The 26,222-nt window shown below is 62.8% G+C and carries 21 protein-coding genes; 11 read left to right on the top strand and 10 right to left on the bottom strand.

Annotation, left to right across the window (positions count from 1 at the left end; genetic code table 11):
• Positions 1–75 precede the first annotated feature (75 nt).
• From CKW40_RS12555 to CKW40_RS12535, 5 genes are read left to right on the top strand one after another with little or no spacing between them, the layout of a single operon-like run.
• Entirely contained in the window at positions 76–1,968 is a 1,893-nt protein-coding gene (locus tag CKW40_RS12555; protein WP_095200175.1) for a SurA N-terminal domain-containing protein, read from the top strand.
• Entirely contained in the window at positions 1,965–2,975 is a 1,011-nt protein-coding gene (gene trpD / locus CKW40_RS12550; protein WP_095200174.1) for an anthranilate phosphoribosyltransferase, read from the top strand. Before CKW40_RS12555 ends, trpD begins: the two co-directional genes overlap by 4 nt.
• Before the next feature lie 3 nt (positions 2,976–2,978).
• Positions 2,979–3,791: an indole-3-glycerol phosphate synthase TrpC gene (gene trpC, locus CKW40_RS12545; protein WP_095200173.1), complete on the top strand. Its 813-nt coding sequence runs from the start codon at positions 2,979–2,981 to the stop codon at positions 3,789–3,791.
• A 2-nt stretch (positions 3,792–3,793) separates the two neighbouring features.
• A complete protein-coding gene (gene moaC / locus CKW40_RS12540) occupies positions 3,794–4,276 on the top strand; it encodes a cyclic pyranopterin monophosphate synthase MoaC (protein WP_095200172.1) in 483 nt (160 codons plus the stop codon).
• Positions 4,276–5,481 carry a molybdopterin molybdotransferase MoeA gene (locus CKW40_RS12535; protein ID WP_095200171.1) on the top strand — a complete coding sequence of 402 codons (1,206 nt, stop codon included), beginning with the start codon at positions 4,276–4,278 and terminating at the stop codon, positions 5,479–5,481. Before moaC ends, CKW40_RS12535 begins: the two co-directional genes overlap by 1 nt.
• A 47-nt stretch (positions 5,482–5,528) precedes the next feature.
• On the opposite strand, the gene CKW40_RS12530 is transcribed toward CKW40_RS12535, so the two are convergent.
• Positions 5,529–6,359 (bottom strand): hormone-sensitive lipase, encoded by an 831-nt coding sequence (locus tag CKW40_RS12530; protein ID WP_095200322.1) that lies wholly within the window; start codon positions 6,357–6,359, stop codon positions 5,529–5,531.
• Between the two features lie 308 nt (positions 6,360–6,667).
• Between CKW40_RS12530 and CKW40_RS12525 the strand changes: the two genes are divergently transcribed.
• Together CKW40_RS12525 and kynA are read left to right on the top strand one after the other, a co-directional pair.
• Positions 6,668–8,293, top strand: coding sequence for an AMP-binding protein (locus CKW40_RS12525; RefSeq protein WP_095200321.1), 1,626 nt, complete (start codon positions 6,668–6,670; stop codon positions 8,291–8,293).
• Positions 8,290–9,126 (top strand): tryptophan 2,3-dioxygenase, encoded by an 837-nt coding sequence (gene kynA / locus CKW40_RS12520; protein WP_095200170.1) that lies wholly within the window; start codon positions 8,290–8,292, stop codon positions 9,124–9,126. The genes CKW40_RS12525 and kynA overlap by 4 nt, the downstream gene beginning before the upstream one ends.
• A 4-nt stretch (positions 9,127–9,130) precedes the next feature.
• On the opposite strand, the gene kynU is transcribed toward kynA, so the two are convergent.
• On the bottom strand, positions 9,131–10,378 hold the full coding sequence (kynU, locus tag CKW40_RS12515) for a kynureninase (RefSeq protein ID WP_095200169.1): 1,248 nt from the start codon (positions 10,376–10,378) through the stop codon (positions 9,131–9,133).
• A 168-nt stretch (positions 10,379–10,546) separates the two neighbouring features.
• On the opposite strand from kynU, the gene CKW40_RS12510 reads away from it, so the two are divergent.
• On the top strand, positions 10,547–11,281 hold the full coding sequence (locus CKW40_RS12510) for a GntR family transcriptional regulator (RefSeq protein WP_095200168.1): 735 nt from the start codon (positions 10,547–10,549) through the stop codon (positions 11,279–11,281).
• 381 nt (positions 11,282–11,662) lie between these two features.
• Positions 11,663–12,400 carry a transcriptional repressor LexA gene (gene lexA, locus CKW40_RS12505; RefSeq protein WP_095200320.1) on the top strand — a complete coding sequence of 246 codons (738 nt, stop codon included), beginning with the start codon at positions 11,663–11,665 and terminating at the stop codon, positions 12,398–12,400.
• Here the strand turns inward: lexA and CKW40_RS12500 are convergent.
• On the bottom strand, positions 12,394–14,850 hold the full coding sequence (locus tag CKW40_RS12500; protein WP_095200167.1) for a ComEC/Rec2 family competence protein: 2,457 nt from the start codon (positions 14,848–14,850) through the stop codon (positions 12,394–12,396). The genes lexA and CKW40_RS12500 overlap by 7 nt on opposite strands.
• Positions 14,851–14,952: 102 nt before the next feature.
• Here CKW40_RS12500 and gltX point away from each other — a divergent pair, with 102 nt between their 5' ends.
• Both gltX and gltA read left to right on the top strand, forming a co-directional pair.
• Positions 14,953–16,377 (top strand): glutamate--tRNA ligase, encoded by a 1,425-nt coding sequence (gene gltX / locus CKW40_RS12495; RefSeq protein WP_095200319.1) that lies wholly within the window; start codon positions 14,953–14,955, stop codon positions 16,375–16,377.
• A gap of 183 nt (positions 16,378–16,560) precedes the next feature.
• Entirely contained in the window at positions 16,561–17,889 is a 1,329-nt protein-coding gene (gene gltA / locus CKW40_RS12490) for a citrate synthase (protein ID WP_095200166.1), read from the top strand.
• Between the two features lie 31 nt (positions 17,890–17,920).
• Here the strand turns inward: gltA and lpxB are convergent, their stop codons facing one another.
• From lpxB to rseP, 7 genes are all read right to left on the bottom strand, one after another.
• Positions 17,921–19,093, bottom strand: a complete 1,173-nt coding sequence (gene lpxB / locus CKW40_RS12485; RefSeq protein WP_095200165.1) for a lipid-A-disaccharide synthase — start codon at positions 19,091–19,093, stop codon at positions 17,921–17,923.
• On the bottom strand, positions 19,086–20,000 hold the full coding sequence (locus tag CKW40_RS12480) for an LpxI family protein (protein WP_095200318.1): 915 nt from the start codon (positions 19,998–20,000) through the stop codon (positions 19,086–19,088). Before CKW40_RS12480 ends, lpxB begins: the two co-directional genes overlap by 8 nt.
• Complete coding sequence (gene lpxA / locus CKW40_RS12475; protein WP_095200164.1) at positions 19,972–20,805, bottom strand: acyl-ACP--UDP-N-acetylglucosamine O-acyltransferase; 834 nt, start codon at positions 20,803–20,805, stop codon at positions 19,972–19,974. Before lpxA ends, CKW40_RS12480 begins: the two co-directional genes overlap by 29 nt.
• 13 nt (positions 20,806–20,818) lie before the next feature.
• Entirely contained in the window at positions 20,819–21,286 is a 468-nt protein-coding gene (fabZ, locus tag CKW40_RS12470) for a 3-hydroxyacyl-ACP dehydratase FabZ (protein ID WP_095200163.1), read from the bottom strand.
• The gene (gene lpxD / locus CKW40_RS12465; protein ID WP_095200162.1) at positions 21,279–22,334 is read right to left on the bottom strand and encodes a UDP-3-O-(3-hydroxymyristoyl)glucosamine N-acyltransferase; all 1,056 of its coding nucleotides are present in this window, start codon (positions 22,332–22,334) and stop codon (positions 21,279–21,281) included. The genes fabZ and lpxD overlap by 8 nt, the downstream gene beginning before the upstream one ends.
• 75 nt (positions 22,335–22,409) lie before the next feature.
• Complete coding sequence (gene bamA, locus CKW40_RS12460) at positions 22,410–24,788, bottom strand: outer membrane protein assembly factor BamA (protein WP_095200161.1); 2,379 nt, start codon at positions 24,786–24,788, stop codon at positions 22,410–22,412.
• Positions 24,789–25,005: 217 nt separating this feature from the next.
• Positions 25,006–26,148 (bottom strand): RIP metalloprotease RseP, encoded by a 1,143-nt coding sequence (gene rseP / locus CKW40_RS12455; RefSeq protein ID WP_095200160.1) that lies wholly within the window; start codon positions 26,146–26,148, stop codon positions 25,006–25,008.
• Positions 26,149–26,222: the final 74 nt, after the last annotated feature.

Below are 26,222 nucleotides of genomic sequence, written 5' to 3'. Positions count from 1 at the left end.
AGTGGGCCGGAAGGGCGCTATTGCGCTTGTTTCAAACTCGGCGCATGCGAAAATGCGCATAAATCGGAAGTAACGATGCTTGGTATATTGAGAAGCGCGGCGGGTACCTGGGTCGCGAAGACATTGCTTTCGCTGCTGGTGGTCAGTTTTGCCGCCTGGGGCATCTCCGGGAAGCTGATGGGCGGCTTTGCCGGCCACGATTCGGTGATAACGGCAGGTGGCACCAAGGTATCGATCAACGAGTATCGCCTCGCCTATGATCGCCAGCTTGCCGTCATGTCGCAGCAGTTCGGTCAGCGCCTCACCCACGAACAGGCAAAGGCGCTCGGCATCGACAATCAGGTTCTGGCTCAACTCGTTTCCGGCGCCGTTCTCGACGAACAGGCTCGCAAGCTGGGGCTCGGCTTCTCCAAGGATCGCCTGGCCGAACTGACGCGCCAGGAGCCCGCTTTCCAGGGCCCGGGCGGCCAGTTCGACCGCAGGGTGTTCGAATCTCGGCTTCGCGACCTCGGCATGCGGCCCGAAGACTACCTCAAGAACCGTGCCCAGGTGGCGGTGCGCCAGCAGATCGTCGAGGCGGTCTCGGACGGGCTCAAGGCGCCGGACACTTTCTTCAAGGCGGTGGCGCTCTATCGCGGCGAGGACCGCACCGTCGACTATCTGGTCTTGCCGAAGACGCTCGTCCAGCCGATCGAGGCACCGAGCGACAGCGCGCTTCAGGCCTATTTCGAGGCCAACAAGAAAACCTACGCGGCACCTGAATATCGCAAATTCTCCTATGTCCGCCTCGAGCCGGTGGACATCATGGACCCGACAGCTGTCACCGACCAACAGGTCAGCGACGACTACAACAAGAACAAGGCGCGCTACACCACGCCCGAAATGCGCACCATCGAGCAGCTTGTGTTCAAGACCCCGGATGCGGCCAAGGCCGCGCTCGATTCGCTCAAGGCCGGAGCCACCTTCGAAAAGCTGGTAACCGCCGAAGGCAAGACCCCGGCCGACACCCTGCTTGGCACACTGGCCAAGGACAAGATCGCCGACAAGGCGGTTGCCGATACCGCTTTCGCGCTCAACGCCAATGAAGTCAGCCAGGTCGTTCAGGGCACCTTCGGCCCGGTGCTGCTGCGCGTCACCGAGATCAAGCCCGAGGTGGTGAAGCCGCTCGCCGAAGTGTCCGACCAGATCCGCAAGGACCTGGCGCTCGGTGAGGCAAGCCGCATCCTGCTGGACGTGCACGACAATTACGAAGACACCCGGGCCTCCGGCAGTTCGCTGGCCGACGCGGCCGCCAAGCTGAAGCTGAAGGACATCACCCTCGACGCCATCGACCGCAGTGGCCTCCGGCCGGACGGCTCCATCGTCAAGGACCTGCCGGAATCGCCGGAACTGATCAAGGCGGTCTTCGACGCCGAACCCAACACCGAAAACGAAGCCCTGACCACGGCCGACAACGGCTTCATCTTCTACGAAGTTGCTTCGATCACGCCGGCGCGCGACCGCACGCTGGACGAGGTCCGCAAGAAAGTTGTCGCCGACTGGACGGCGGCGGAGACCACCAAGCGGCTCGCCGCCAAGGCCGGCGAGCTCGACAAGCGGCTCAAGGCCGGCGCCACGCTCGACGTCATCGCCAGTGAGCTCAAGCTGGAGAAGCAGACCAAGCGCGGCCTGAAGCGCGAAGCCGACGATGCCGATTTCGGCAAGGAGGGCGCTGCCGTTATGTTCGGCGTCGGCGAAGGCGGCACCGGCTTGATCCCCTCGCCCACCGGCGACGGACAGATCCTGTTCAAGGTCGCCGAAGTGTTCGAGCCCGCCGGGGCCGATGCCAGTTCGGTGCCGGAGGACGCACAGAAATCCTTCACCTCCGGCATGTCGGACGATCTGCTCGACCAATTGGTGGCGCAGTTGCAGACGCAGTACGACGTCCGCATCGACCAGGCCGCCGTTGCCCAAGCCGCGACAAGATGAGCGCCCTGAAAACCCATATCGCCAAGGTGGCGGCCGGCACCGCGCTTTCCTTCGAGGAAGCGCGCGAGGCCTTCGACATCATCATGTCGGGCGACGCGACCCCTGGGCAGATCGGCGGCTTCCTGATGGCGCTGCGCGTACGCGGTGAAACGGTGAGCGAGATTTCCGGCGCTGTCGCCACCATGCGGGCCAAGATGCTCCGCGTCGAGGCGCCTGCCGGCGCGATCGATATCGTTGGCACGGGCGGCGACAATTCCCACAGCGTCAACATTTCCACGGCATCGGCGTTCGTCATCGCCGGCAGCGGCGTTCCGGTGGCCAAGCACGGCAATCGCGGCCTGTCCTCGCTGACCGGTGCCGCAGATGTCCTGATCGCCCTTGGACTCAAGATTGACATCTCACCGGAAACGATCGGCGGCTGCATCCGGGAGACCGGTCTCGGCTTCATGTTCGCCCCCGCGCACCATCCGGCAATGAAGCATGTCGGCCCGACCCGCGTCGAGCTCGGCACCCGCACCATCTTCAACCTGCTCGGCCCCCTCTCCAATCCGGCTGGCGTAAAGCGGCAGATGGTCGGTGTGTTCCTGCCGGAATGGATCCTGCCGATCGCCGAGACGTTGAAGGCGCTGGGCACCGAGCATGCTTGGGTCGTTCATGGCGACGGCTATGACGAAATCACCACCACCGGCGAGACGCAGGTGGCGGAACTGATCGGCGGCGAGATCCGCAGCTTCACGCTGACCCCGGAAGAATTTGGGCTGAAGCGCCATACCAAGGACGAGCTGCGTGGCGGCGACGCCGCCTACAATGCCAAGGCCTTGCGCGATATGCTGGGCGGGGCTGCCGGCGCCTATCGCGACACCGTGCTGATGAATGCCGGCGCCGGACTGGTGATTGCCGGCAAGGCGACGACACTCGGCGACGGCATCGCGCTCGCCGCCCAGGCCATCGACAGCGGCCGGGCGCTGCAGGTGCTCGACCGTTTGGTCGAAATTTCGAACGGGTGAACCGTGTCTGACATTCTGCGCAAGATCGAGGCTTACAAGCGCGACGAGATCGCCGCGGCCAAGGCACGCGTGCCGCTGGCCGAGATCAAGGCGCGGGCGAAGGATGCCGACGCACCGCGTGGCTTTCTCGCCGCACTCGAGGCGAAGCGCAGATCGGGCAACTTCGCCCTGATCGCCGAAATCAAGAAGGCGAGCCCCTCCAAAGGACTGATCCGGGCTGACTTCGATCCGCCGGCACTGGCGCAGGCCTATGAAAAGGGCGGCGCCGCCTGCCTTTCAGTCTTGACAGATGCGCCGTCCTTCCAGGGCGCGCCGGAGTTTCTCACCAAGGCACGGGCAGCCGTTGCCCTGCCCGCGCTGCGCAAGGATTTCCTGTTCGATCCCTACCAGGTCTATGAGGCGCGCGCCTGGGGCGCTGATGCCATCCTGATCATCATGGCCAGCGTCGATGACGCCCTGGCGAGCGAACTGGAGGCGACCGCGTTCGAACTCGGCATGGATGCGGTCATCGAGGTGCATGACGAGGCCGAGACGCTGCGCGCTGTAAAACTGTCGTCGCAGCTGATCGGCATCAACAACCGCAATCTGAGAACGTTCGAAACCAGCCTCAAAACCTCGGAGCGGCTGGCGCCGATGGTGCCGAGCGGCCGCCTGCTGGTCAGCGAGAGCGGCATCTTCACCCATAACGACTGCCTCAGGATGCAGAAGACCGGCATCGGCACCTTCCTCGTCGGCGAGAGCCTGATGCGGCAACAGGATGTCACCGCGGCCACGCGCCTGCTTTTGACGGGCAAGGCGCTGGCCGAGGCCGTCTGACGATGACATCGGCCCTCACCCATCTCGGCGCGCAGGGCGAGGCCAACATGGTCGATGTCGGCGACAAGGAAGAGACGACGCGCACCGCGATCGCCGAGGGTTTCGTCTCGATGCAGCCCGAGACGCTGAAGACCATCCTCGCCGGCAACGCCAAGAAGGGCGATGTGCTCGGCACCGCGCGCATCGCCGGCATCATGGCGGCGAAGAAGACGCATGAGCTGATCCCGCTCTGCCATCCACTGCTTCTGACCAAGGTTTCCGTCGACATCGAGCCTGATCATGCGCTGCCCGGCCTGAAGGTCACAGCACTGGCCCGCGTCACCGGCAAGACGGGCGTCGAGATGGAGGCGCTGACCGCAGCATCGGTCGCCTGCCTGACCATTTACGACATGGCCAAGGCCGTGGACCGCGCCATGGTCATCTCCGGCATCCGCCTGGTTGAAAAGACCGGTGGCAAGTCCGGCGACTACAAGGTCAATGCCTGATGGCGCTGGTTCCGGTGGCGGAGGCGCTTGAGCGCCTGCTGGATGGTGCAGCACCCCTGGCCGGCGAAAGCGTCCCTCTGTTCGAGGCTGTCGATCGTGTGCTGGCGGAACCGGTCGCAGCACTTCGCACCCAGCCGCCCTTCAACGCCTCGGCCATGGATGGTTACGCGGTCCGCGCCGCCGATGTTGCTTCGGTGCCGTCGAAACTCTCGGTGATCGGCATGGCGCCGGCAGGGCGCGGTTTTGACGGCTCCGTCGGCAAGCGCCAGGCGGTGCGCATCTTCACCGGCGCGCCGCTGCCCGACGGCGCCGACACCATCGTCATCCAGGAAAACGTCCGGGATCTCGGAAGCGGTGATATCGAAGTGGTCGAGCCGACGGCGGAGTGGCGTAACATCAGACGTGTCGGCCTCGACTTTTCCAAAGGCGACGTGCTGTTGGAAAACGGCCGCTTGCTCGACCCGGCGGCGCTTTCGCTGACGGCATCGGCCAACCATCCCTGGGTGAACGTCGTCAAACGGCCGCTGGTCGCCATCATCGCCACCGGCGACGAGCTGTTGCCGCCCGGCAGCGAACTCGGGCCCGACCAGATCATCTCGTCCAATGCCTATGGCGTTGCTGCGGCGGCGCAATCGGTCGGCGCCCGCGCACTCGATCTCGGCATTGCCGCCGACCGCAAGGACGCCATCGCAGCGCTGGTGCAAAAAGCGGTCGCGGCCGGTGCGGATGTCATCGTTACCCTTGGCGGTGCCTCGGTCGGCGACCATGACCTGATCCATGACGTGCTGACCGGCGAAGGCATGACGCTCGGCTTCTGGAAGATCGCCATGCGCCCCGGCAAGCCGCTGATGTTCGGCCGCCTCGGCGATATCAGGTGCATCGGCCTGCCCGGCAATCCGGTGGCAAGCCTGGTCTGCTCGCAACTGTTCCTGAAGCCGCTCCTGGCAAGGCTCGGCGGCCGCAATCATCGCCAGGACATACGTCCGGCGCGGCTTGGCGCCGCAATGCCGGCCAATGATCTGCGCCAGGATTATGTGCGGGCGGTGGTCAGGGAAGACGAGGACGGGCTGGTTGCAACGCCGTTCAGCATCCAGGATTCCTCGATGCTGAGGATGCTGGCCGACGCCAACGGGCTGATCGTGCGGGCACCGTATGCCCCCGCATCCGCCGCCGGCGACACTTGCAGCGTGCTGATGCTGCGCTGAAGTGACGCCATATAACTAGCTGGCAGAATTATAGAAAATGATCTCGGCTATTCCGAGATCAAGGTCCGCGTCAGCGCGTGCGCCGGATCGGCAAGCCCATCGACAATGTCGTAATGATGCCGGTCGGGCTCGACTATCGCGCTGGTGGTGGCGCCAAGGCCGGTCCAGATGTTGGCCAGCAACGCATTCTGGCGCAGGAACTCCGAGCGCTCGCCGCCACCGGCCCAGCAGGTGATGCGGACGCCATCCATCGGGCGCAGCAGCGCCGGGCTTTCCGCCAGCGCTTCTGGCTCATCAATCGCCAGTGCCGCATTGTGCCCGGTGAACATGAGCGGTCGCAGATCATGCAGGCCTGAAATCGAGACGACGTGGCGTATGCGCTTTGCCACATCGGCGGCCAGCGGCGTCGACGTGGTCACCATGCGGCTGGCGAGATGTCCGCCGGCCGAATGTCCGGTCAGCATCAGCGGTCCCTCGACCATTGCCGCCGCCTTGTCGATCGCCGCGCCGATTTCGCGGACGATGCTTGCGATGCGTATGTCCGGGCACAGCGTGTAGGACGGCATCGCCACGGCAAAGCCGTTGCCGACCGCGCCCTTGGCGAGGTGCGACCAGTCGCTCTTGTCGGACTCCATCCAGTAGCCGCCATGGATGAACACGACGAGCCCCTTGGGCATGGCCTTGGGAAGGAAAAGATCGAAGCGATTGCGCGGTCGCTCGCCATAGGCGATGTCCAGCCGTGCCCGGCCCTCTGCCGCCAGCGCGTCACGAAAGGCTTGCGCCGGCTCCGTCCATGCGGCCGGCCAACGGTCGCTGCCGGCGATGTTGGCGCCGTTGGCATAGGCGTTGTTCCAATCGGCAATGCGATGTCTTGGCATCGGCACCCTCCCCCAAAGCGCATCCGTTTCAACACTGGCGACGGCCATCACCATGCCATGCTTCAATACCCCAGGCAAAAACATTTTAGGCTTGAAACAAATTTCAACTGGTGCGATCCTGCCTGACGAAACAGCCGACAATGGGAGGTCTGCTGTGCTGTCCAAACCTGCGGATGTTCATCCCTTCCGGTGACGTCGTCGAACAGCTGGCTGCACAAAGCCTCTCGCCAAAAGACGGGAACTTCATATCCACCACCTCGGACAGGTGCTTCGCGCATCTGACCAGGCAGCAATGGGATGGCGGCGACATGCTTGGGCCTTCAGCGCATATCGACACGTTCACGCGCGATCATCTGCCGCCGCCGGATCAATGGCCGGACTTCCTGCTCGACGGCTTCGACTACCCTGAACGCCTCAACGCCGGCGTCGAATTGACCGACAGGCTGGTCGAGAAAGGCCTCGGCGATCATACCGCCCTGATCGGCAATGGCCGCCGCCGCACCTACAAGGAACTGTCCGACTGGACCAACAGGCTGGCCCACGCGCTGGTCGAGAATTACGGCGTCAAGCCGGGCAACCGGGTGCTGATCCGCTCCGCCAACAACCCCGCAATGGTCGCCTGCTGGCTGGCCGCCACCAAGGTCGGCGCCGTCGTCGTCAACACCATGCCGATGCTGCGCGCCGGCGAACTCACCAAGATCGTCGACAAGGCGGAGATAACCATCGCGCTCTGCGACACCAGGCTGATGGACGAGATGACCGCCTGTGCCAAGGACAGCGCCTTCCTGAAGCAGGTGATCGGCTTTGACGGCACCGCCAACCATGACGCCGAGCTCGACCGCATCGCGCTCGACAAGCCGGTCACATTCACCGCCGTCAACACCGGCCGCGACGACGTCGCCCTGCTCGGCTTCACTTCGGGCACGACAGGCGTGCCGAAGGCGACCATGCATTTCCACCGTGACCTCCTCATCATCGCCGACGCCTATGCCCGTGAAATCCTCCAGGTGACGCCGGACGATATCTTCGTCGGCTCGCCGCCGCTGGCCTTCACCTTCGGCCTTGGCGGGCTCGCCATCTTTCCCCTGCGCTTCGGTGCCGCGGCAACGTTGCTGGAACAGGCGACGCCGCCCAACATGATCCACATCATCGAGACCTACAAAGCGACGATTTCCTTCACCGCGCCGACCGCCTACCGCGCCATGTTGAAGGCCATGGATGAAGGTGCCGATTTGTCGTCGCTGCGCGTTGCCGTTTCGGCCGGCGAGACCTTGCCCGCTCCAGTTTTCGAAGAATGGACTGAGAAGACCGGCAAGCCTATCCTCGACGGCATCGGCGCCACCGAAATGCTGCACATCTTCATCTCCAACCGCTTTGACGACAGGAAGCCGGCGTCGACCGGCAAGCCGGTGGGCGGCTATGAGGCGCGCATCGTCGATGACGCGATGCGCGAGGTGCCGCGCGGCGAGACCGGGCGGCTGGCGGTGCGCGGCCCGACCGGCTGCCGCTACATGGCCGACGACAGGCAGAAGGAGTATGTGCGCGACGGCTGGAACCTGACCGGCGACACGTTTAGCCAGGACGAGGACGGCTTCTTCCATTTCGCCGCGCGTTCTGACGACATGATCGTCAGCGCCGGCTACAACATTGCCGGCCCCGAGGTCGAGGCAGCGCTGCTGTCGCATCCCGATGTCGCCGAATGCGCTGTCATCGGTGCCGAGGATGGCGAACGCGGCCAGATCGTCGAGGCGCATGTCGTGCTTGTGCAAGGCGTCTCGCCGGACGCGTTGACCGTCAAGCGCCTGCAGGACCACGTCAAGGCAACGATCGCGCCCTACAAATATCCGCGCTCGGTCAAATTCATCGCCGCTTTGCCCAAGACCCAGACCGGCAAGATCCAGCGCTTCCGGCTGCGCACGGAGAAAATCAATTGAGGGAGCCCTACGATCCGGCGTCCGAAGGCGCACAGATGTCGTTCAAGGAGCGCATGTCCTACAGCGACTATCTGCATCTGGAGAAAGTGCTGGAGGCACAGACGCCGCTGTCGTCGGCGCATGACGAGATGCTGTTCATCATCCAGCACCAGACATCTGAACTCTGGATGAAGCTCGCTCTGCACGAAATCGGTGCCGCGATCCGCTCCATCCGTGCCGACCGGCTTGAGCCGAGCTTCAAGATGCTGTCGCGCGTCGCCCGCATTTTCGAGCAGTTGAACAATGCCTGGGACGTGCTGCGCACCATGACCCCAAGCGAATACACCGAGTTCCGCGACGCGCTCGGCCAGTCCTCGGGCTTCCAGTCCTGGCAGTACCGCGCCATCGAGTTCATGGCCGGCAACCGCAACCTTGCCATGCTCGGGCCGCACAAGCACCGGCCGGACCTCACCGGCAAGCTGGAGGCGATCCTGGCCCAGCCGTCCCTCTACGATGAAGCGCTGCTGCTTCTGGCGCGCAACGGGTTCGACATCGGCGCCGATGCCAGGCGCACGGACTGGCGGGAGACGCGCACCGAAAATGAAGAAGTCCTGGTCGCCTGGCAGACCGTCTACCGCGACCCGCAGCGCTACTGGATGTTCTATGAGCTGGCCGAAAAGCTGGTCGATTTCGAGGACTATTTCCGCCGCTGGCGCTTCAACCATGTCACCACGGTCGAGCGCATCATCGGCCTGAAGCGCGGCACCGGCGGCACATCAGGGGCGTCGTACCTGAAGAAGATGCTCGAGGTCGTCCTGTTTCCCGAATTGTGGACAGTCCGGACCCGGCTTTGACGTCTTATGTCACTGCCGTCTTGACCGCAAAACGCGCTTCCTGCCAGGTGCTGCTGCGCAGGATGTCCTCAAGCACCTCGACCGCCTGCCAGACGTCCTTGTAGCCGACATAGAGCGGCGTGAAGCCGAAGCGGATGGTTGACGGCGCGCGGAAGTCGCCGATCACGCCGCGCTCGATCAGGGCCCGCATCACCTGGTAGCCATGCGGATGGAGGAACGACACCTGGCTGCCGCGCGCATTGCCGTCGCGCGGACCTTCGAGTTCGAGGCCGTAGGCGCCGCATCTGGCTTCGACGAGCTGGATGAACAGGTCGGTGAGCGCGATGCTCTTCTTGCGCACCGCCGCCATGTCGACATCGTCCCAGATATCCAGCGCCCCTTTCAGCGCCCGCATCGACAGCACTGGCTGCGTGCCGCACAGGAATCGGCGGATGCCGCTGCCGGCCGTATAGCTTTGCTCAAAAGCGAAGGGCCGCGCATGGCCCCACCAGCCGCTCAGCGGCTGGTGGACATCGTCGTGATGGCGTTTCGCGGCATAGATGAAGGCCGGCGCGCCTGGACCGCCATTGAGATATTTGTAGGTGCAGCCGATGGCGAAATCGGCATTCGCCGCATCGAGCTCGACCGGCAAGGCGCCGGCGGTGTGGCAGAGATCCCAGACGATCAGAGCGCCGACCTGGTGAGCCTTGCACGTCAGCGCGGCCATGTCGCGCAATTGTCCGGTTTTGTAATTGACGTGGTTGACCAGGATGACCGCGACGCGCTCATCGATCAGTTCCTCAATGTTGGGCGCATCGACGCCTTCGAGCCGCAGCACCGTGCCCGGCCGCGTCGAGGCCACGCCTTCGGCCATGTAGAGGTCGGTTGGGAAACTGTCGCCCTCGGCGACGATGACCGATCGGTTCGGCCGCATGCCAAGGGCCGCATGCAGCACCTTGTAGATGTTGATCGAGGTCGTGTCGCAGACCACCGTCTGGCCCGAAGCGGCGCCGATCAGCCGCCCAAGCTGGTCGCCAAGCGCGACCGGCATATCGAACCAGCCGGCGGTGTTCCAGGCGCGGATGAGGTCCTGCGCCCACTCCTGCGTCGCCGCCTTCTCCAGCTCGTTGAAGACGGCGGGGGCCGCAGCACCCAGCGAATTGCCGTCGAGATAGATCACACCTTCCGGCAGAATGAACCGATCGCGCATGGCGCGTAGCGGATCCGCAGCATCCATGGCTTCGACTGCTGCGAGATCGAGCGGTGCACGCATGATCGATTGTCCTTCGCGTATAGGCGCGCCCAGATGAACACGTCAGGTGAAAATCGGCTGGCCGATCATGGGCAGTCTGCCAGACCCTGTCAAACATTATATATAATTTACGCCATAGAAGGCTTTCATATATAATCTTTGGCGTGGCAGTCTAAGGCTGGGACAACGATGCTGGACGAAGGACTCTCGAAGACGGAAGCGGCCTACAGGCTGCTGCGTCGCGATATCCTCACGACCCGTCTGCGGCCCGGCGCGCCGCTCAAGCTCAGCGCGTTGCGCAACAGTTATGGCATTGGCTGGACGCCGTTGCGCGAAGCGCTGTCGCGACTGGAGGCGGAGCGCCTGGTGACTTCCATCAGCAATCGCGGCTTTGCCGTTGCTCCGGTTTCGCGCACCGAATTGGAAGACCTGTCGCGCGCCAGGTGCGTCGTCGAACTGCCACTGCTTCAGGAATCGATCGAGAAAGGTGGCCACGATTGGGAAAACGCGGTCGTCGCCGCCCATTACCGGCTGTCGCGTTGCAAGACCGCTGTCGACGATCCATCCGACGAAGTGGTCGACGAATGGGATGAAAAGCACGAGGCTTTCCACGCGGCACTGCTCAGTGCGGCAGCATCCCCCTGGCTGCTGACCTTCCATTCCACGATCGCGGATCAATTGCGTCGCCATCACCGTTTTCTCGGCTTGGCGCCAACGCTGCGGGCGGCGGCCGGCCTGCAGCATGGTTACGAGGAGGCCGTGGAGGCGTTGCGCCAGGCGGTCGCAATCGAACATCACACCGCGCTCATGGAGGCGGCACTGGATCGTAACATCGAGCGCGCGAAAACCCTGATGATCGCCCATATCGGCTATACGCTGCATGTCTATGTCCATGCCGGCGACGGCAGCATAAATAAGCGGTAGCGCAACGGGATCACGGACCAAAGCCGGCATGGCAATTTCGCGGCTAAGTTGGCATTTTGGCTTCGTTTCGTTCACGGCAGGCCAAGGATTGGTGAAAGGAGAAAACCTCTCATCGAGCTTTATCGGCTACTGATGCCAGACCTCGGGACAGGATAGGGCCACAGGCCATTAACCAAAACAATTTCAAAGCCGGCAAGCGCATCGCGCGACGGCAGGCAGGCATCGAACACCGCCTGTTGCCGGGCCAAATAATTTCAGACGCCTTAACGAATTCACTAAACTTTAAACAGTTGCAGAACACAACTGGAACAGATAGGGTTTGTTCTGGGTTTGTTTTTCGATTCTGGTTCACACCCTTCGTTCAATGCCTTGGGGGCCGCCATGCTGACACGCAAGCAACATGAACTGCTGATGTTCATTCATGAACGGCTGAAGGAAAGCGGCATTCCGCCTTCCTTCGACGAGATGAAGGAAGCGCTCGATCTCGCCTCCAAGTCAGGCATCCATCGCCTGATCACGGCACTGGAGGAACGCGGCTTCATTCGCCGGCTGCCCAATCGGGCGCGAGCGCTGGAAGTGCTGCGGTTGCCGGATTCGATCGCGCCGGGCCTCAACGCGGCAAAGAAATTCTCGCCAAGCGTCATTCAGGGCAGTCTCGGTCAGGGCGGCCTTGGCCGCCAGATCAAGCCGGCGCCATCACGCTTGCCCGCGGCCGGCAATGATGACGACGCGGTTTCCGCCGTGTCGATCCCGGTGATGGGCCGCATCGCCGCCGGTGTGCCGATCGATGCCATCCAGCATCAGACGCATTCCATCTCGGTGCCGCCGGACATGATCACGGGTGGCGAGCACTATGCGCTGGAGGTCAAGGGCGACTCGATGATCGAGGCTGGCATCTTCGATGGCGACACGGTCATTATCCGCAACGCCGATACGGCGAGCCCGGGCGAGATCGTCGTAGCGCTGGTCGACGAAGAGGAAGCGACATTGAAGCGGTTCCGCCGCAAGGGCGCCTCGATTGCGCTTGAAGCCGCCAACCCGGCCTACGAGACGCGCATTTTCGGGCCGGACAGGGTCAAGGTGCAAGGCAAGCTGGTCGGGCTGATCCGGCGCTACTGAGCGGGAACGGCAGCCGGCTCTTCGGGTTTGCGCCATGGCGGCAGCCCCCTCGCCTCACGTGAATATTTTCGCTGTGCGTGCCAGGGCCGATACGGCCCGTCCACCGCGAAGCTGACAATTGGCGGACCGGTCGCCGATTGGCGGTCAAAGAAGACGGCGGCACTGCCTTTGCGGGCCAGTTGCCGTTTGGTGACGACAAGAACCAGCGGATTGTGGCAGGCATCATAGCCCGTCGCGTCATTGACGACGATCAGATCGGCAAAACCGCAGGCCTTCCAGGTGTCCTTGCGGTCTTCGACATGCGCGATGATCGCGCCGGACGGGTGCCGGGCAAGACAGACGCCATCCGTGCAATAGAATGGCGCTCCCGGCGGCAGGTTGACCGCATCGGCAATGTCGAATTGCCCATCCGCCTTGCTGAACATCTCCGGCACGACGATGGTTTCGGATGTCAGCGCGCGTTTCCAATTGTCGACGGTGAACTCGTTCGGACGAGCCCGGCTGACCGCGAGTTCGCCGCCGCCGATCGGCAGCGCGACCAGCCGCGCATCTTCCGAGATCAGCACATCCGGCGTGCGCGTATCCGCCACCGTCAGCAGGCCGGCAAGCGCGAATGGCACTGCTGCGAGCCGCAGCCAGGTCGTCGCCATCGTGGCGATGACCAGGGCGATGGTCACCAGCAGTACGGATTGCTGCGAGATCAGCCCGACCGCATCGACCGGGGAGCGTTCCGATATCCACGCGGATATGGCGATCATCGCCGTCAGACCTTTGCCCATCAGGTAAAGCGTCGGCGCATCCAATCCGAACGGCATCAGCAACGCGCTGGCAACGGCCAGGAACATCACGACTGACACGATCGGCATGACAGCCAGATTGGCGAACAGGCTGAGCGGCGACACACGCTGGAAATGCCAGATGGCAAACAGCGCCGTGGCGCTGCCGGCTATGACGGAGGTCATCGCCAATCCGCCCGTCGCCAGCAGGAATTTTCGCGTCAGGAATCCGGGCAAGGATCGCTTTGGAGGAGGCGGTCTTACCTTTCCCGCGTGGTGATCCGCCCAGCCGGCATAGGCACCGACCAGCGCCGCGGTCGCCGCGAACGACATCTGGAAGCTTGGGCCGACGACTTCGTGCGGCGAGACCACGATGACGGCGATCGCCGAGATCGCCAAATTGCGCATCGTCAGCGCCGCGCGATCAAACAGCACGGCAATCAGCATCACCGCCAGCATGATGAAGCTGCGTTCGGCGGCGACGACGACACCCGAAATGACGAGATAGGCGGCGATCGAGAACAGGGCCGCGGCGGCCGCGTATTTCTTCACCGGCCGACGCGCGGAAAAATCCGGCAACAGCGCGAAAGCGCCGCGCAGCAAACCCATGATGGTGCCGGCAACCAGCGCCATATGCAGTCCGGAAATCGAGATGATGTGATAGATGCCGGTACGCCGCATCGCCTCATTGATTTCATCGGGAATGCCGGCACGCACGCCGACAATCAGTGCAGCCGCGATCTCGCCTTCAGCACCACCGACGGTGGCCCGGATATGGTCGGCTATGGCTTCACGGGCATTTTCTATCCCGGAGAAAAGGCGGACCGTGAGCGGCATCTCACCATCATCGGCTGCGACAAGCTTTGGATTGCCGAGAAAGAAGCCGCTGCCGCCAATGCCTGCGAAATAGCTGTCGAAGGAGAAATCGTAGCTGTCCGGCCGCACCGGACCGGTCGGCGGCAACAGTTTGGCATAGCCGGTGACAAGGGAGCCAGCAGTCATTTCCGCCGGAATATTTCGCGCCGAAAGCCGCACCCTTTCCGGCGCATAGCGCAATGTCGGTCGCGCGGTCGACGTCACGTCGATGGTCAGCCGGATGCGCCCAGTCTCCATCCGGTCGAGCGAAACGACGCGGCCGGTCACCTGCGTCGAGATTTCCGAACCCAGCATCTGGGTGTCCGCCCGCCATGTCTCGACCTTTGCGGCAAGCAGGCCAAGCGCGCACAGCAATGCCGCCATGAAGCCCAGATGGGTTTTCGGCCAGGAGCGCGAAACAAGCGCGCAGATTGCCAACAGCATGACGACCGCGACAGGCTTTGCAAAATCAGGCTCCGCCGCCAGCGAATAGTAGCCGATCGCGCCAGTGGCCAGGCAGACCGGCACCAGCAGGAAGGCGACGCCTCGGTCAAGCTCGAGCTCCGCTGCCGTCGCCACACCGCGGCGCAGGCGAGGTAAGGAAACCTGGCCGAGTTGCCGCCGGACGCGCACAATCCGGCCCGAGACAGGGGACGGAAGTGGCGCTGGGATATCCGCCTGCAGCGGCTGGCTGCCGGGCGCAGGCACGAGAGGTGATGGCGGCAGTGAGGTTGGCGGCGGAATCGCAAACAGGGACCGTTCGCTGACGCCAACACTGGCGTCCTCGCCCTGTTCCGAGCCCCGGCCTCGTCCAGCCATCGGGTCTGCCCCTTGCACCCCTGACGCCCTATGCTACATGAACGCCGGGCGCGCGAAAGTCCGCGCAGCCGCACCCCGCTTCAGATGGTTTCCGAGAGTTCCATGTCCGACAAGGTCGTCACCCGTTTTGCCCCCTCGCCCACCGGCTATCTGCATATCGGTGGCGCGCGCACGGCGCTGTTCAACTGGCTGTACGCCAAGCACACCGGCGGCACGATGGTACTGCGCATCGAGGATACCGACCGCGAACGCTTCAACGAGGCGGCTACCCAAGCCATTCTGGACGGGCTGACCTGGCTTGGGCTTTCCTGGGACGGCGAGGCCATCTCGCAGTTTGAGCGTGCGCCGCGCCATCGCGAGGTGGCGGAGGAACTCGTGCGTCTGGGCAAGGCCTACCACAGCTACGAGACGCCGGCCGAGCTGGAGGCGATGCGTGAGGCCGCGCGTGCCAAGGGCCTGCCGCCGCGCTATAACGGCCAGTGGCGCGATCGCGACCCCTCTGAGGCGCCTGCAGGCGTCAAGGGCGCCATCCGCATCAAGGCGCCAACCGAGGGCGAGACGGTCGTGCACGACCGCGTCCAGGGCGAGGTGCGCTTCCCCAACAAGGATCTCGACGACTTCATCATCCTGCGCTCGGACGGCAACCCGACCTACATGCATGCCGTCGTCGTCGACGACCATGACATGGACGTCACCCACATCATTCGTGGCGACGACCATCTGACCAACGCCGCCCGCCAGACCGTGATCTACAACGCCATGGGCTGGGATGTGCCGTCGATGTCGCACATCCCGCTGATCCATGGCGCCGACGGCTCCAAGCTGTCGAAGCGCCACGGCGCACTCGGCGTCGAAGCCTATCGCGCCATGGGCTACCTGCCGGAGGCGCTGCTCAATTACTTGGCGCGGCTGGGCTGGAGCCATGGCGACGACGAGATCATGTCGATCAAGGACATGATCTCATGGTTCGACATCGGCGACGTCAACAAGGGAGCGGCCCGCTTCGACTTCGCCAAGCTGGAGGCGATCAACGGCGCGCATATGCGCCGCATGGCCGACCCCGAGCTGTTCGATATCTTCATCGCCACTCTGCCCTATCTCGAAGGTGGCCCGGCGATAGCCGCGCGTCTCAACGACAGGAACAAGGCCCAGTTGCTGGCGGCCCTTCCAGGCCTGAAGGAGCGCGCCAAGACGCTGGTCGAGCTCGTCGACGGCGCCGCCTTCCTGTTTGCCACGCGGCCGCTGTCGGTCGACGACAAGGCCGCGCTCCTGCTCAATGACGATGCCCGCAAGATCCTGCGTGGCGCTCACGAAGCTTTGAACGCGGTTTCGGACGACTGGACGGCTGCCGCGGCGGAAGCCGCGATCCGCGACTATGCGCTGGCCGGTGGCCATAAGCTGGGCGCCGTGGCCCAGCCCCTGCGGGCCGCGCTGACCGGGAAAAGCACCTCGCCGGGCGTGTTCGACGTGCTTGCCGTGCTTGGGCGCGAGGAAAGCCTGGCGCGCATAGCGGATCAAATCGATTAGGAGCAAACTGGCCCAAGAAGATTGGCATTGAAAGGCGCGTTTCGCAGTGCAACATTAGGTTCTGGCCCAATCTGGCACGCACCTCCTAAAATGCGGTGGCGAATACGCGCATTGCGGTGATTTCGACGTGTCGCTCTGCAGAATTTGCCTTTGCCGGCATGAGGAAACAAGAAGGAGTTTGCAATGACCGAAGCTGCGAAAAAACTGGATGTGGGCGGCGCGAACCAAGAGGCTATCGCAACGCTTGAATTCGCCGGCAAGACCCATGAATTCAAGGTGCGAAGCGGCTCCGTCGGGCCTGATGTCATCGACATCGCCTCGCTCTACAGCACGACCGGTGCCTTCACCTACGATCCCGGCTTCACCTCGACCGCGAGTTGCGAGTCCGAGATCACCTTCATCGACGGCGATGCCGGTATTCTTCTCCATCGTGGCTATCCGATCGACCAGCTGGCCGAACACGGCGACTTCCTCGAAGTCTGCTATCTCCTGCTCTACGGCGAACTGCCGACCAAGGCGCAGAAGGACGATTTCGATTACCGTGTGACGCGCCACACAATGGTGCACGAGCAGATGTCGCGCTTCTTCACCGGCTTCCGCCGCGACGCGCACCCGATGGCGGTGATGTGCGGCGTGGTCGGCGCGCTGTCGGCCTTCTATCACGACTCCACCGACATCTCCGATCCCTACCAGCGCATGGTCGCTTCCATGCGGCTGATCGCCAAGATGCCGACGATCGCGGCAATGGCCTACAAGTACCACATCGGCCAGCCCTTTATTTACCCGAAGAACGATCTCGGTTTCGCGGCAAACTTCCTGCATATGTGCTTTGCCGTGCCGTGCGAAGAGTACAAGATCAACCCGGTGCTGGCGCGCGCCATGGAGCGCATCTTCATCCTGCACGCCGATCACGAGCAGAATGCCTCGACCTCGACGGTTCGCCTCGCCGGCTCGTCGGGCGCCAACCCATTCGCCTGCATCGCCGCCGGCATCGCTTGCCTATGGGGCCCGGCCCATGGCGGCGCCAATGAAGCGGCGCTCAACATGCTGGGCGAGATCGGCCATGTCGATCACATCCCGGAATTCATCGCCCGCGCCAAGGACAAGAACGACCCGTTCCGGCTGATGGGCTTTGGCCACCGCGTCTACAAGAACTACGATCCGCGTGCGAAAATCATGCAGAAGACGGCGCACGAAGTGCTGGGCGAACTCGGCATCAAGGACGATCCGCTGCTCGACATCGCCATGGAACTGGAAAAGATCGCGCTGACCGATCCCTATTTCATCGAGAAGAAGCTCTATCCGAATGTCGACTTCTATTCCGGCATCACGCTGAAGGCGCTGGGCTTCCCCACCACCATGTTCACCGTGCTGTTCGCGGTCGCCCGCACCGTCGGCTGGATCGCGCAGTGGAAGGAAATGATCGAGGACCCGCGCCAGAAGATCGGCCGCCCGCGCCAGCTCTACACCGGAGCGCCGGAGCGCGACTACGTGCCGATCGCCAAGCGCTGACCGAAACGGCTTGGATCGAAAAAGGCGCCTCTCAGGGCGCCTTTTTTATATGACGCAACACGACGCCCGCCGCGATCTCACCCGACGGCTTGTCCGTCGCCATGCGCCTGGTGATCTCTGCAAAGCCGTCCTTCTGCCAGGCGCGCATGCCGCTGTCGGCGAACAATGCTTCCAGTTGGCGAGCCAGATTGTTCGCCTTGACGTACTCGTTGTAGAACTCCGGAATAAGCGCACGATCCGCGATCAAATTGGGCAGAAGCGCCGACCAGACGGAAACGAAATAAGGCGCCACGGCGCGGGCGATGGGATCGAGCCTGTAGGACGAGACCATCGGCACACCGGCCAAAGCCAGTTCCAGCGATACGGTGCCCGACGCGATCAGCGCGGCATCAGCCTTGCCGAAAGCCTGCCATTTGCGCCCGAGATCGACGATGATTTCGGGTTCTTCATCCCAACGATTGACCGAGGATTTGACGAGGTCGGCGACATGCGGAACCGTCGGCAGCAACAGCCGCAGACGATGTCCGCGCGCGCGCAGCATAGACACAGTTTCACCGAACGTATCGACCAGCCGCCGCACCTCGCCGCGCCGCGAGCCCGGCAGGACGAGCAATGTCTTGATGCGGTCCTGGGCAAGATCGCGCGGCAACGCCTGCGCCTTCTGGGCGGCGAGCACGCCTGCATCATGCGTCAGGCGATGCCCGACATAGGTTCCAGGCGGGCCGCCCAGCCGTTCCAGTTCCTTCACCTCGAACGGCAGGATGCAGAGGATATGGTCGACATAGGGCTTCATCGCCACCGCCCTGCCCGGCCGCCAGGCCCAGACGCTCGGGCAGACATAGTGGATGATCGGTATCGACGGATTGGCCGCACGCACCTTCCTGGCGACGCGCAAGGAAAAGTCGGGGCTGTCGATGGTGACCAGGCAATCCGGCTTTTCCTCGCCGATGGTTTTGGCCAGTTGGCCGATCCGTCTGAAAAGGCGCGGCAGATCACGCAGGACGGCACTGAAACCCATCAGCGCGATCTCGCCGGCATCGAAGGGCGACACCAGGCCCAATTCTCCGAGATGTCGGCCGCCAAGGCCGACGAGTTGCACTTCGCGGCCTGTTGCCTGGCGAAGCGAACGCACAATATCGGCGCCAAGCAAATCGCCCGATTCCTCACCCGCAACGATCGCGATCTTCAGTGCCCTGTCAACCATGCGCGGGCTCCGCTAGGGCCAGGCCGACGATAAACAGACCAAGTTCATTGGCGCGCGACAGGGTTGCGGGACCTTCGAGGATCAGCGAGCGCCCCGCCTCGACGGCAATGCCGGCGAGCCCCGCCGCATGAGCTGCATCGACCGTCTGTGGTCCTATGGATGGAAGATCAGCGCGCAGTTCCTGACCGGGCTTGGCGCATTTGACCAGGACGCCGCGCGTCTTGCCGGCGATGCGGCCATGGCCGCGCAGCAGCCTTGTACGGTCGAGCAATCCGGCCGTGCCCTCGATACCCTCGAGCGCAATGGCCCGGCCGCCGACCGCGATAGCCGCCTGGCCGATATCCAGCGCCCCGATGGCCTTCGCCGCCGCAAAGCCTGCCTCTATGTCGCGCCAGTCCGACTTCTGCGGTACCGCCTTGGTTAAGATCCCTTCGGCGGCGACCAGGTTCGGCACGATTTCGTGGGCGCCCATGACCTTTATCCCTCGGGCCTCGAGACCCCGCGCCACCACCTTCAACAGGCCATCGTCGCCGCGCGCCAGAGCCATGACGACTATCGGGATCACAGCGAGCAGGCTGACGCTTGGGCGCAGATGCGTCAGCCTTGGCCGGCGCTTGATCTCGCCGGCAAGCACCAGATGGGTAATCCGGTGGCGTTTGAGCAGTGGAACAAGCGAGCCGATCGCCTCCAGGGCAAGCGTCTCATGCTCATAGCGGCACAATTCCGACAGACGGTCGGCCTCGCCTTCCATGAGGATGATGAAGGGCGGATAACCCTGCCCGGCCGAGCCGGCCGCGACTTCGACGGGAAGACTGCCGCCGCCGGCGATGATGCCGACCCTGGCATCTGGCGGGAGATCAAGACCGGCAGAAGCGGTCTCAGTCTTCATCATCGGTATCGTCGCCATCGCCGCCCTTGAGCGACGGCACCGCATAGTGCCGCTTGCCGCGACTGCTGATGAAGTCGATGATCTTCATGGCGGTCGGCGAAGAGGCGAACTCGGCCTTGGCGAATTCGATGTTTTCGCCGACGGTGCGGGAGCGGTCGAAAATCGTCCTGTAGGCTTTGCGCAACAGATAGATTTCCGAACGCGGCAGACCGGCGCGCTTGAGGCCGATGATGTTCAAGCCGCGCAAGCTGGCGCGGTTGCCGACGGCAATGGCATAGGGAATGACATCGCCAACAAAGGCCGAGCATCCGCCGAGAAAGGCGTTGTCGCCGACACGCACGAATTGATGAACGGCGCTGAGGCCGCCGATATACACGTTGTCACCGATCTCGCAGTGTCCGCCCAACGTCGCGCCATTGGCGAAGGTGGCGTTCTTGCCGACAACGCAATCATGGGCGATGTGGGCATAGGCAAGGAAATTGCCGTTATCACCCACTGTCGTCTCGCCACGGCTGGTGTCGGTGCCGACATGCATGGTGACACCTTCGCGGATGGTGCAGTTGGCGCCAATGACCAGCGTCGTGCGGCCGCCTTTGTGCTTGGTGTTCTGCGGCGGTGCGCCCAATGTCGCCATCGGATAGACCTTGGTCGAGGCTCCTATGGTGGTCGCGCCCATGACGGAGACATGGCTGACCAGTTCGACACCATCGCCGATCACGGCATCGGCGCTGATATGGCAGAACGGCCCTATACGCACGCCCTGCCCGATTTGAGCGCCTTCTTCCACGATGGAGGAAGGATGGATTGAAGTCTTGATTTTCATAGGCACTCGATCGTCAGTCGCCGGTGACCATCATGGCTGAAATCTCGGCCTCGGCCGCCTTGGTGCCATCGACCAGGGCTTCGCAGGCGAATTTGAGCAGGTTGCCGCGCTTCTTGATTTTCTTGACGTGAATCTTCAACTGGTCGCCGGGAACGACCGGCTTGCGGAATTTGGCGTTGTCGATGGTCAGGAAATAGACCAGCGACGGCTTCGATGCCCCAAGGCTGCGGATGCAGATGGCGCCTGCCGTCTGCGCCATGGCCTCGACGATCAGCACGCCCGGCATCACCGGCTGCTCCGGGAAATGCCCCTGAAAATGCGGCTCATTGATGGTGACGTTCTTGATGCCGACGGCGGAATCGTCACCATCGATATCGACGATGCGGTCGATCATCAGGAAGGGATAGCGGTGCGGCAGGAGCTTCATCAGCCCCATTATGTCAACCGCTTCCAGCGTCGCCGCCGCCACCATATCAGCCATTGTCCTTGCCCTGCTTGCGTGCCCTGGCCATCGTGCGCAACATGGCTATCTCTCGCATGGCTTCCGCCATCGGCTGTGCCGGATAACCGCCCCAGATCTCGCCGGCGGGAACATTGCTCATAAACCCACTTCTGGCGGCAAGCTTTGCTCCTGAGCCTATGGTCAAGTGATCGGCAAGCCCGACACCGCCGCCCATGGTGACATTGTCGCCGACGACCACGGAACCGGAAATACCCGAAAGCCCGGCTACTATGCAATTGCGACCGATGCGAACGTTATGGGCGATCTGCACGAGGTTGTCGATCTTGGTGCCCTGACCGATGATCGTATCCGACATGGCGCCGCGATCGACGGTGGAATTCGAGCCGATCTCGACATCGTCCTGGATGACGACCCGTCCGATCTGAGGAACACGTTCCGGCCCTTTGGCGCCGCCCACAAAGCCGAAACCGTCCTGGCCGATCCTGGCGCCGCCATGGATGATGACCCGATTGCCGATCAGCGCATACTGGATACTGACACCCGGGCCGACATAGCCGTCACGACCGATCTGGCAGAACTGTCCAATGACCGCGTTTGGCGCGATGACGGTGCCGCTGCCGATCGAGACGCCTGGCCCGATGACCACGCCGGCCTCGATGATGGCGCCGGCTTCGACATGCGCGGTCGGATCGACATGGGCATGCGGCGAAACACCGGTTTCGCCAGTCATTGGCCCAGGCGTGGCGGCTGCGGGAAACAGCAGTCGACCGACCAGCGCGAATGCCTGTTGCGGACGCGGATGGATCAAAACGGCAATTTCGGCCGGTGCCTTGTTGGCGAATTCCGCCGGGCACAGCACCGCAGCCGCCCGCAGTGACGGCATCAGCGCGGAATTACGCCTGCCGTCGACGAAAACGAGTGCATTGGCACCGCCTTCGTTGGCCGGGGCCAGCGCCTCGATCGAAACGTCGGAGTGGCCGGAATCGACAAGCACCGAGCCGGTCAGATTCGCGACTTCGGCCGCCGTATACCGGCGTGATGGCGCGAAGAACACCGGATCGGTCATTCCAGAAGCTATATCCAGCTAGGTCGGAACATTTCTCCCGGATCCAAAAAATCCGGGAGCATCGTTTGCCGCCGATCAGAAGCGGGTCGATATGCCGAAGTTGAATTCCTGCACGTCGTCGCTCGCTTCCTTCTTGACCGGGATCGCATAGTCGATACGGATCGGACCGAACGGCGAGGCCCACATCAGGCCGAGACCGACCGAGGCACGCAATTTCATGCCAACCGAAGATTGATCGACCAAGGACTGATCGGAAATCTTGTTGCCATAGAGCGTCGCCGCGTCGGCAAACACCGCGCCACGCAGACCGAAGCTCTCGGGAACAACCGGCAGCGGGAACTGTGCCTCTGCCGAAGCGTTGAAATAGGTCGTGCCGCCCAGATGGTCGCCTACACCAGCGGAGTCGACCGGGCCAATGCCGCCATATGCAAAGCCGCGGATCATACGGTCTGTGCTCTGGAACTGATCGAAGATACGCAGACCATCACTGCCGTAGCCCTCGACATGACCGGCACCACCCGAAAGGAGACCGACAAGGTCAAGCTGCTCGGACAGTGTCTGATAGATGCTGCCGCGCCCCGTGATCTTCACGAACTTGGCATCGCCACCGACCCCCGCAACCTCAACGGTCGTGTTGGCATAAATGCCTTCATGTGGGTTCTTCATGTCGTCGATGGTGTTGTAGACCAGCCCCAAGCTGATCGACGACTTGATCCAAGGGCTCTGGGCTATACCGTCCAAGATAGCCGGAGAAATGGTACAAGTGCCGTCGGGGTCTAGAACAGTGGTCGTCCCGCAACTGTCGTCGACCTTATACTTCTCCTGAGCGATATTATACGCGAGCTGGGTCGTGATGCTGTTGGTGATCGGCAGCCCAAAGCGGATCGTCGCGCCTGTGGTGTCGCTGTCGTAGTTGTTGTTGTACTCCCGCGTCGACTTGTAGATGTCGAAGCCGGCGGAGATGCGCCGCCCGAGGAAATACGGCTCTGTGAAGGACAGGCTGTAGTCGCGCGAGTTCTTGCCGCCACCGGCCGACAGCTTGATGTACTGGCCACGGCCGAGGAAGTTGCGCTCGGTGATCGATCCTTCGACGGACGGACCCGCCGAATCGCCACCGGTCGAATAACCGGCACCAACCGAGAATTCACCGGTCGACTTTTCAACCACGTCGACGACCAGAACGACCTGGTCGGGCTGCGAGCCGGGTACAGTCGAGATGTCGACTTTGTCAAAATAATTCAGGTCTTCCAGGCGCTTCTTCGCGCGCTGGACGAGCACCTGATTGAACGCGTCGCCTTCGCTGACATCGAATTCGCGGCGAATGACATAATCACGCGTACGATCGTTGCCGCGGATCTCGATGCGTTCGATGTAGGCCTTGGTGCCCTGGTCGACGGTGTAGACGACCGAGATCGTATGGTTCTCGAAGTTGCGGTCGCCGCGCGGTGTCACCTGCGCGAAGGCATAGCCGGAACCGGCCACCTTCTCAGTCAGGGCGATGATGGAGTCCTCGACATTCTTGGCATTGTAGACGTCGCCCTTGCGGGTCTCGACCACGGATTCCAGTGACTTGGAGTCGACTTCCGGGATCGTGCTTTCGACGCTGATATCGCCGAAATTATAACGCTCACCCTCCTGCACGGTGATTGTGACCGTGTATTTGTTCGTCGCGCTGTCGAGTTCGCCGACGGCCGACACGACCTGGAAATCGGCGTAGCCGTGATTGTAATAGAAGCGGCGCAGCAATTCCTGGTCGGCGCGCAGCTTGTCCTCGTCATAGACGTCATCGCGCAGGATGAACGACACCCAAGACGAACGCTTGGTGTTGATGACGTCCGACAGACGACGGCTCGAATAGGCGCTGTTGCCGACGAAATTGATCGCCGCGATCTGCGTGCGATCGCCTTCGGTGATCTTGAAAACCACATTAACGCGGTTGTCGCCGAGTTCCATGACCTGCGTGGTCACACCGGCATCATCGCGGCCGATACGCCTGTAGGCGGCCTTGACCGCCTCGACGTCGGAATCGAGCGTCGCCTGCGAGAACGCGCTGCGCGGCTTCAGCTGAACCGCCATCTGCAGCGCGTTGTCCTTGAGCTTCTTGTTGCCCTGGAACAGCACCTGGTTGACGACCTTGTACTCGGCAACCTTGACAACCAGTGTCGAGCCGACCTGGTTGATCTGGACATCCGAGAACAGGCCAGTGCCGAACAGCGCTTTGACGGCCGCGTCGATATCGGCACTGGAGAAGGCCTTGCCTGGCTTGATGGTGATGTAGTTGCGTATGGTTTCGGCGTCGACACGCTGGTTGCCGGTCACCTCCACCCTGCTGACGACAGCGGCTTCGGCCGCCGATGTGGCAACGAACTGCACTGCGAGCGCACCTGGCACGACCAGAGCGGCGGACAGTGCCGCCGCGGACGCGGCGCTCAGAAACTTGGATGCTGCCTTCATCGGGCTTAATAACCTTTTCTCGTAGTCCCCACGGCGAGAAAACCGGACGTGCGGTAATTTCCCCTACCGTATTAACCGGATTTTCCCTACACGCAAGGCTTCTGGTTAATTTGTATTTACTTAACCCTGGTGCGTGGCTTTCGCGTCACTCATATCCCCGTGCATGGTAAACGGCGTCTCAACATCGACCATGCCCAGGCCGAATTTCTTCATGATTTCAGCATCCAAACAGATCGTTCCAGAACACGAAACCCATGAAGCACAAGACCAGAAGCAGACCGGCCCGATAGGCCATTTCCATCATCCGTTCCGACACCGGCCGGCGGATGACGGCCTCCACCCCGTAGAACAAGAGATGACCGCCGTCGAGGGGGGGAATCGGCAAAAGGTTTAGAAAACCGATGCCGACAGACAGCAGCGCGACGAGTTGCACCAGCCATTCGAAACCGAGTTTCGCCGCCTTGCCGGCCATGTCGGCGATCTTGACGGGGCCGCCCAACTGGCACTTGTCCTCGCGCCCGACGGCGAAACGCTGCAAGAACTGGCCAGTACGCGAGATGACGTGGCCTGTTTCCTCAACCGCCGCAGCAACGGCCCCGACCGGTGTGTAGGTGACGAGACGAGGCTGGCCGAGTTCCTTGTTGTTGACGACGCCGATCACGGCGACCTTGACCTTGTTGCCGAGCGCGTCTTGCTGCTCCATCAGCTGCGGGCTCGCGGTCACCGTGACTTCCTTGCCATCGCGCAGCATGACAAAGGTGATCATATCGCCGGCGCGGCCCGAAACCAGCCGCTGTACATCGCCAAAGGTTTCCACCTTGGCGCCGTCGACGCTGACGAATCGGTCGCCGGGCAGGATGCCCGCCTTCGCCGCCGGACTGTCCGCAGTAACTTCGGCCACCATGGGCTCTGCGACATAACGCCCGTAGGAGGCAAACAGCACGGAAAAGACGACGATCGCTAGCAGGAAATTGAACAGAGGCCCGGCCGCCACCGTCGCCGCGCGCTTCCAGATCGCCTGGGCGTGGAAGGCAACCTTGCGCTCATCGTCGGTCAGCGTTTCCAGCTCATCCGACGTCGGCTGGCTGGAGGTGGCGTTCATATCGCCGACGAATTTGACATAACCGCCAAGCGGGATGGCGCAGAGCTTCCAACGCGTACCATGGCTGTCGTTGAAGCCGATGAGTTCGGGACCGAAACCGATCGAGAAGGCCTTGACCCCGATGCCGCACCAGCGGCCGACGAGGTAGTGGCCCATTTCGTGGACGAACACCACCACGGTCAGGACGAAGAGGAACGGCACGAGTGTGCCGAGAAGCAGGCCGTCCGTGCTGAAAATCGCGTGAAGAATCCCGTTCAACTCAAGCCCTCAAATTCTTCCGCAGTCGCGCCGTGACTGTGACAGCAATCCAGGCGAATCCAAGGCGCGCCCAC

This window comes from Mesorhizobium carmichaelinearum, from assembly GCF_900199455.1.
GTDB classification, from domain to species: Bacteria; Pseudomonadota; Alphaproteobacteria; order Rhizobiales; family Rhizobiaceae; genus Mesorhizobium; species Mesorhizobium carmichaelinearum.
The sequence above is the reverse complement of the archived record's forward strand: the minus strand, read 5'-3'. Positions and strand labels throughout refer to the sequence as shown.

Bases quoted from the DNA above. Each gene is read 5' to 3' on its own strand.
- gltA (WP_095200166.1), top strand. From the start codon at position 16,561: ATGACCGAAGCTGCGAAAAAACTGGATGTGGGCGGCGCGAACCAAGAG.
- lexA (WP_095200320.1), top strand. From the start codon at position 11,663: ATGCTGACACGCAAGCAACATGAACTGCTGATGTTCATTCATGAACGG.
- CKW40_RS12530 (WP_095200322.1), bottom strand. From the start codon at position 6,359: ATGCCAAGACATCGCATTGCCGATTGGAACAACGCCTATGCCAACGGC.
- lpxA (WP_095200164.1), bottom strand. From the start codon at position 20,805: ATGAAAATCAAGACTTCAATCCATCCTTCCTCCATCGTGGAAGAAGGC.
- CKW40_RS12500 (WP_095200167.1), bottom strand. From the start codon at position 14,850: ATGGCTGGACGAGGCCGGGGCTCGGAACAGGGCGAGGACGCCAGTGTT.
- kynU (WP_095200169.1), bottom strand. From the start codon at position 10,378: ATGCGTGCACCGCTCGATCTCGCAGCAGTCGAAGCCATGGATGCTGCG.
- CKW40_RS12480 (WP_095200318.1), bottom strand. From the start codon at position 20,000: ATGGCGACGATACCGATGATGAAGACTGAGACCGCTTCTGCCGGTCTT.
- fabZ (WP_095200163.1), bottom strand. From the start codon at position 21,286: ATGGCTGATATGGTGGCGGCGGCGACGCTGGAAGCGGTTGACATAATG.
- CKW40_RS12510 (WP_095200168.1), top strand. From the start codon at position 10,547: ATGCTGGACGAAGGACTCTCGAAGACGGAAGCGGCCTACAGGCTGCTG.
- lpxB (WP_095200165.1), bottom strand. From the start codon at position 19,093: ATGGTTGACAGGGCACTGAAGATCGCGATCGTTGCGGGTGAGGAATCG.
- lpxD (WP_095200162.1), bottom strand. From the start codon at position 22,334: ATGACCGATCCGGTGTTCTTCGCGCCATCACGCCGGTATACGGCGGCC.
- moaC (WP_095200172.1), top strand. From the start codon at position 3,794: ATGACATCGGCCCTCACCCATCTCGGCGCGCAGGGCGAGGCCAACATG.
- CKW40_RS12555 (WP_095200175.1), top strand. From the start codon at position 76: ATGCTTGGTATATTGAGAAGCGCGGCGGGTACCTGGGTCGCGAAGACA.
- bamA (WP_095200161.1), bottom strand. From the start codon at position 24,788: ATGAAGGCAGCATCCAAGTTTCTGAGCGCCGCGTCCGCGGCGGCACTG.
- CKW40_RS12525 (WP_095200321.1), top strand. From the start codon at position 6,668: ATGCTTGGGCCTTCAGCGCATATCGACACGTTCACGCGCGATCATCTG.
- trpD (WP_095200174.1), top strand. From the start codon at position 1,965: ATGAGCGCCCTGAAAACCCATATCGCCAAGGTGGCGGCCGGCACCGCG.
- gltX (WP_095200319.1), top strand. From the start codon at position 14,953: ATGTCCGACAAGGTCGTCACCCGTTTTGCCCCCTCGCCCACCGGCTAT.
- CKW40_RS12535 (WP_095200171.1), top strand. From the start codon at position 4,276: ATGGCGCTGGTTCCGGTGGCGGAGGCGCTTGAGCGCCTGCTGGATGGT.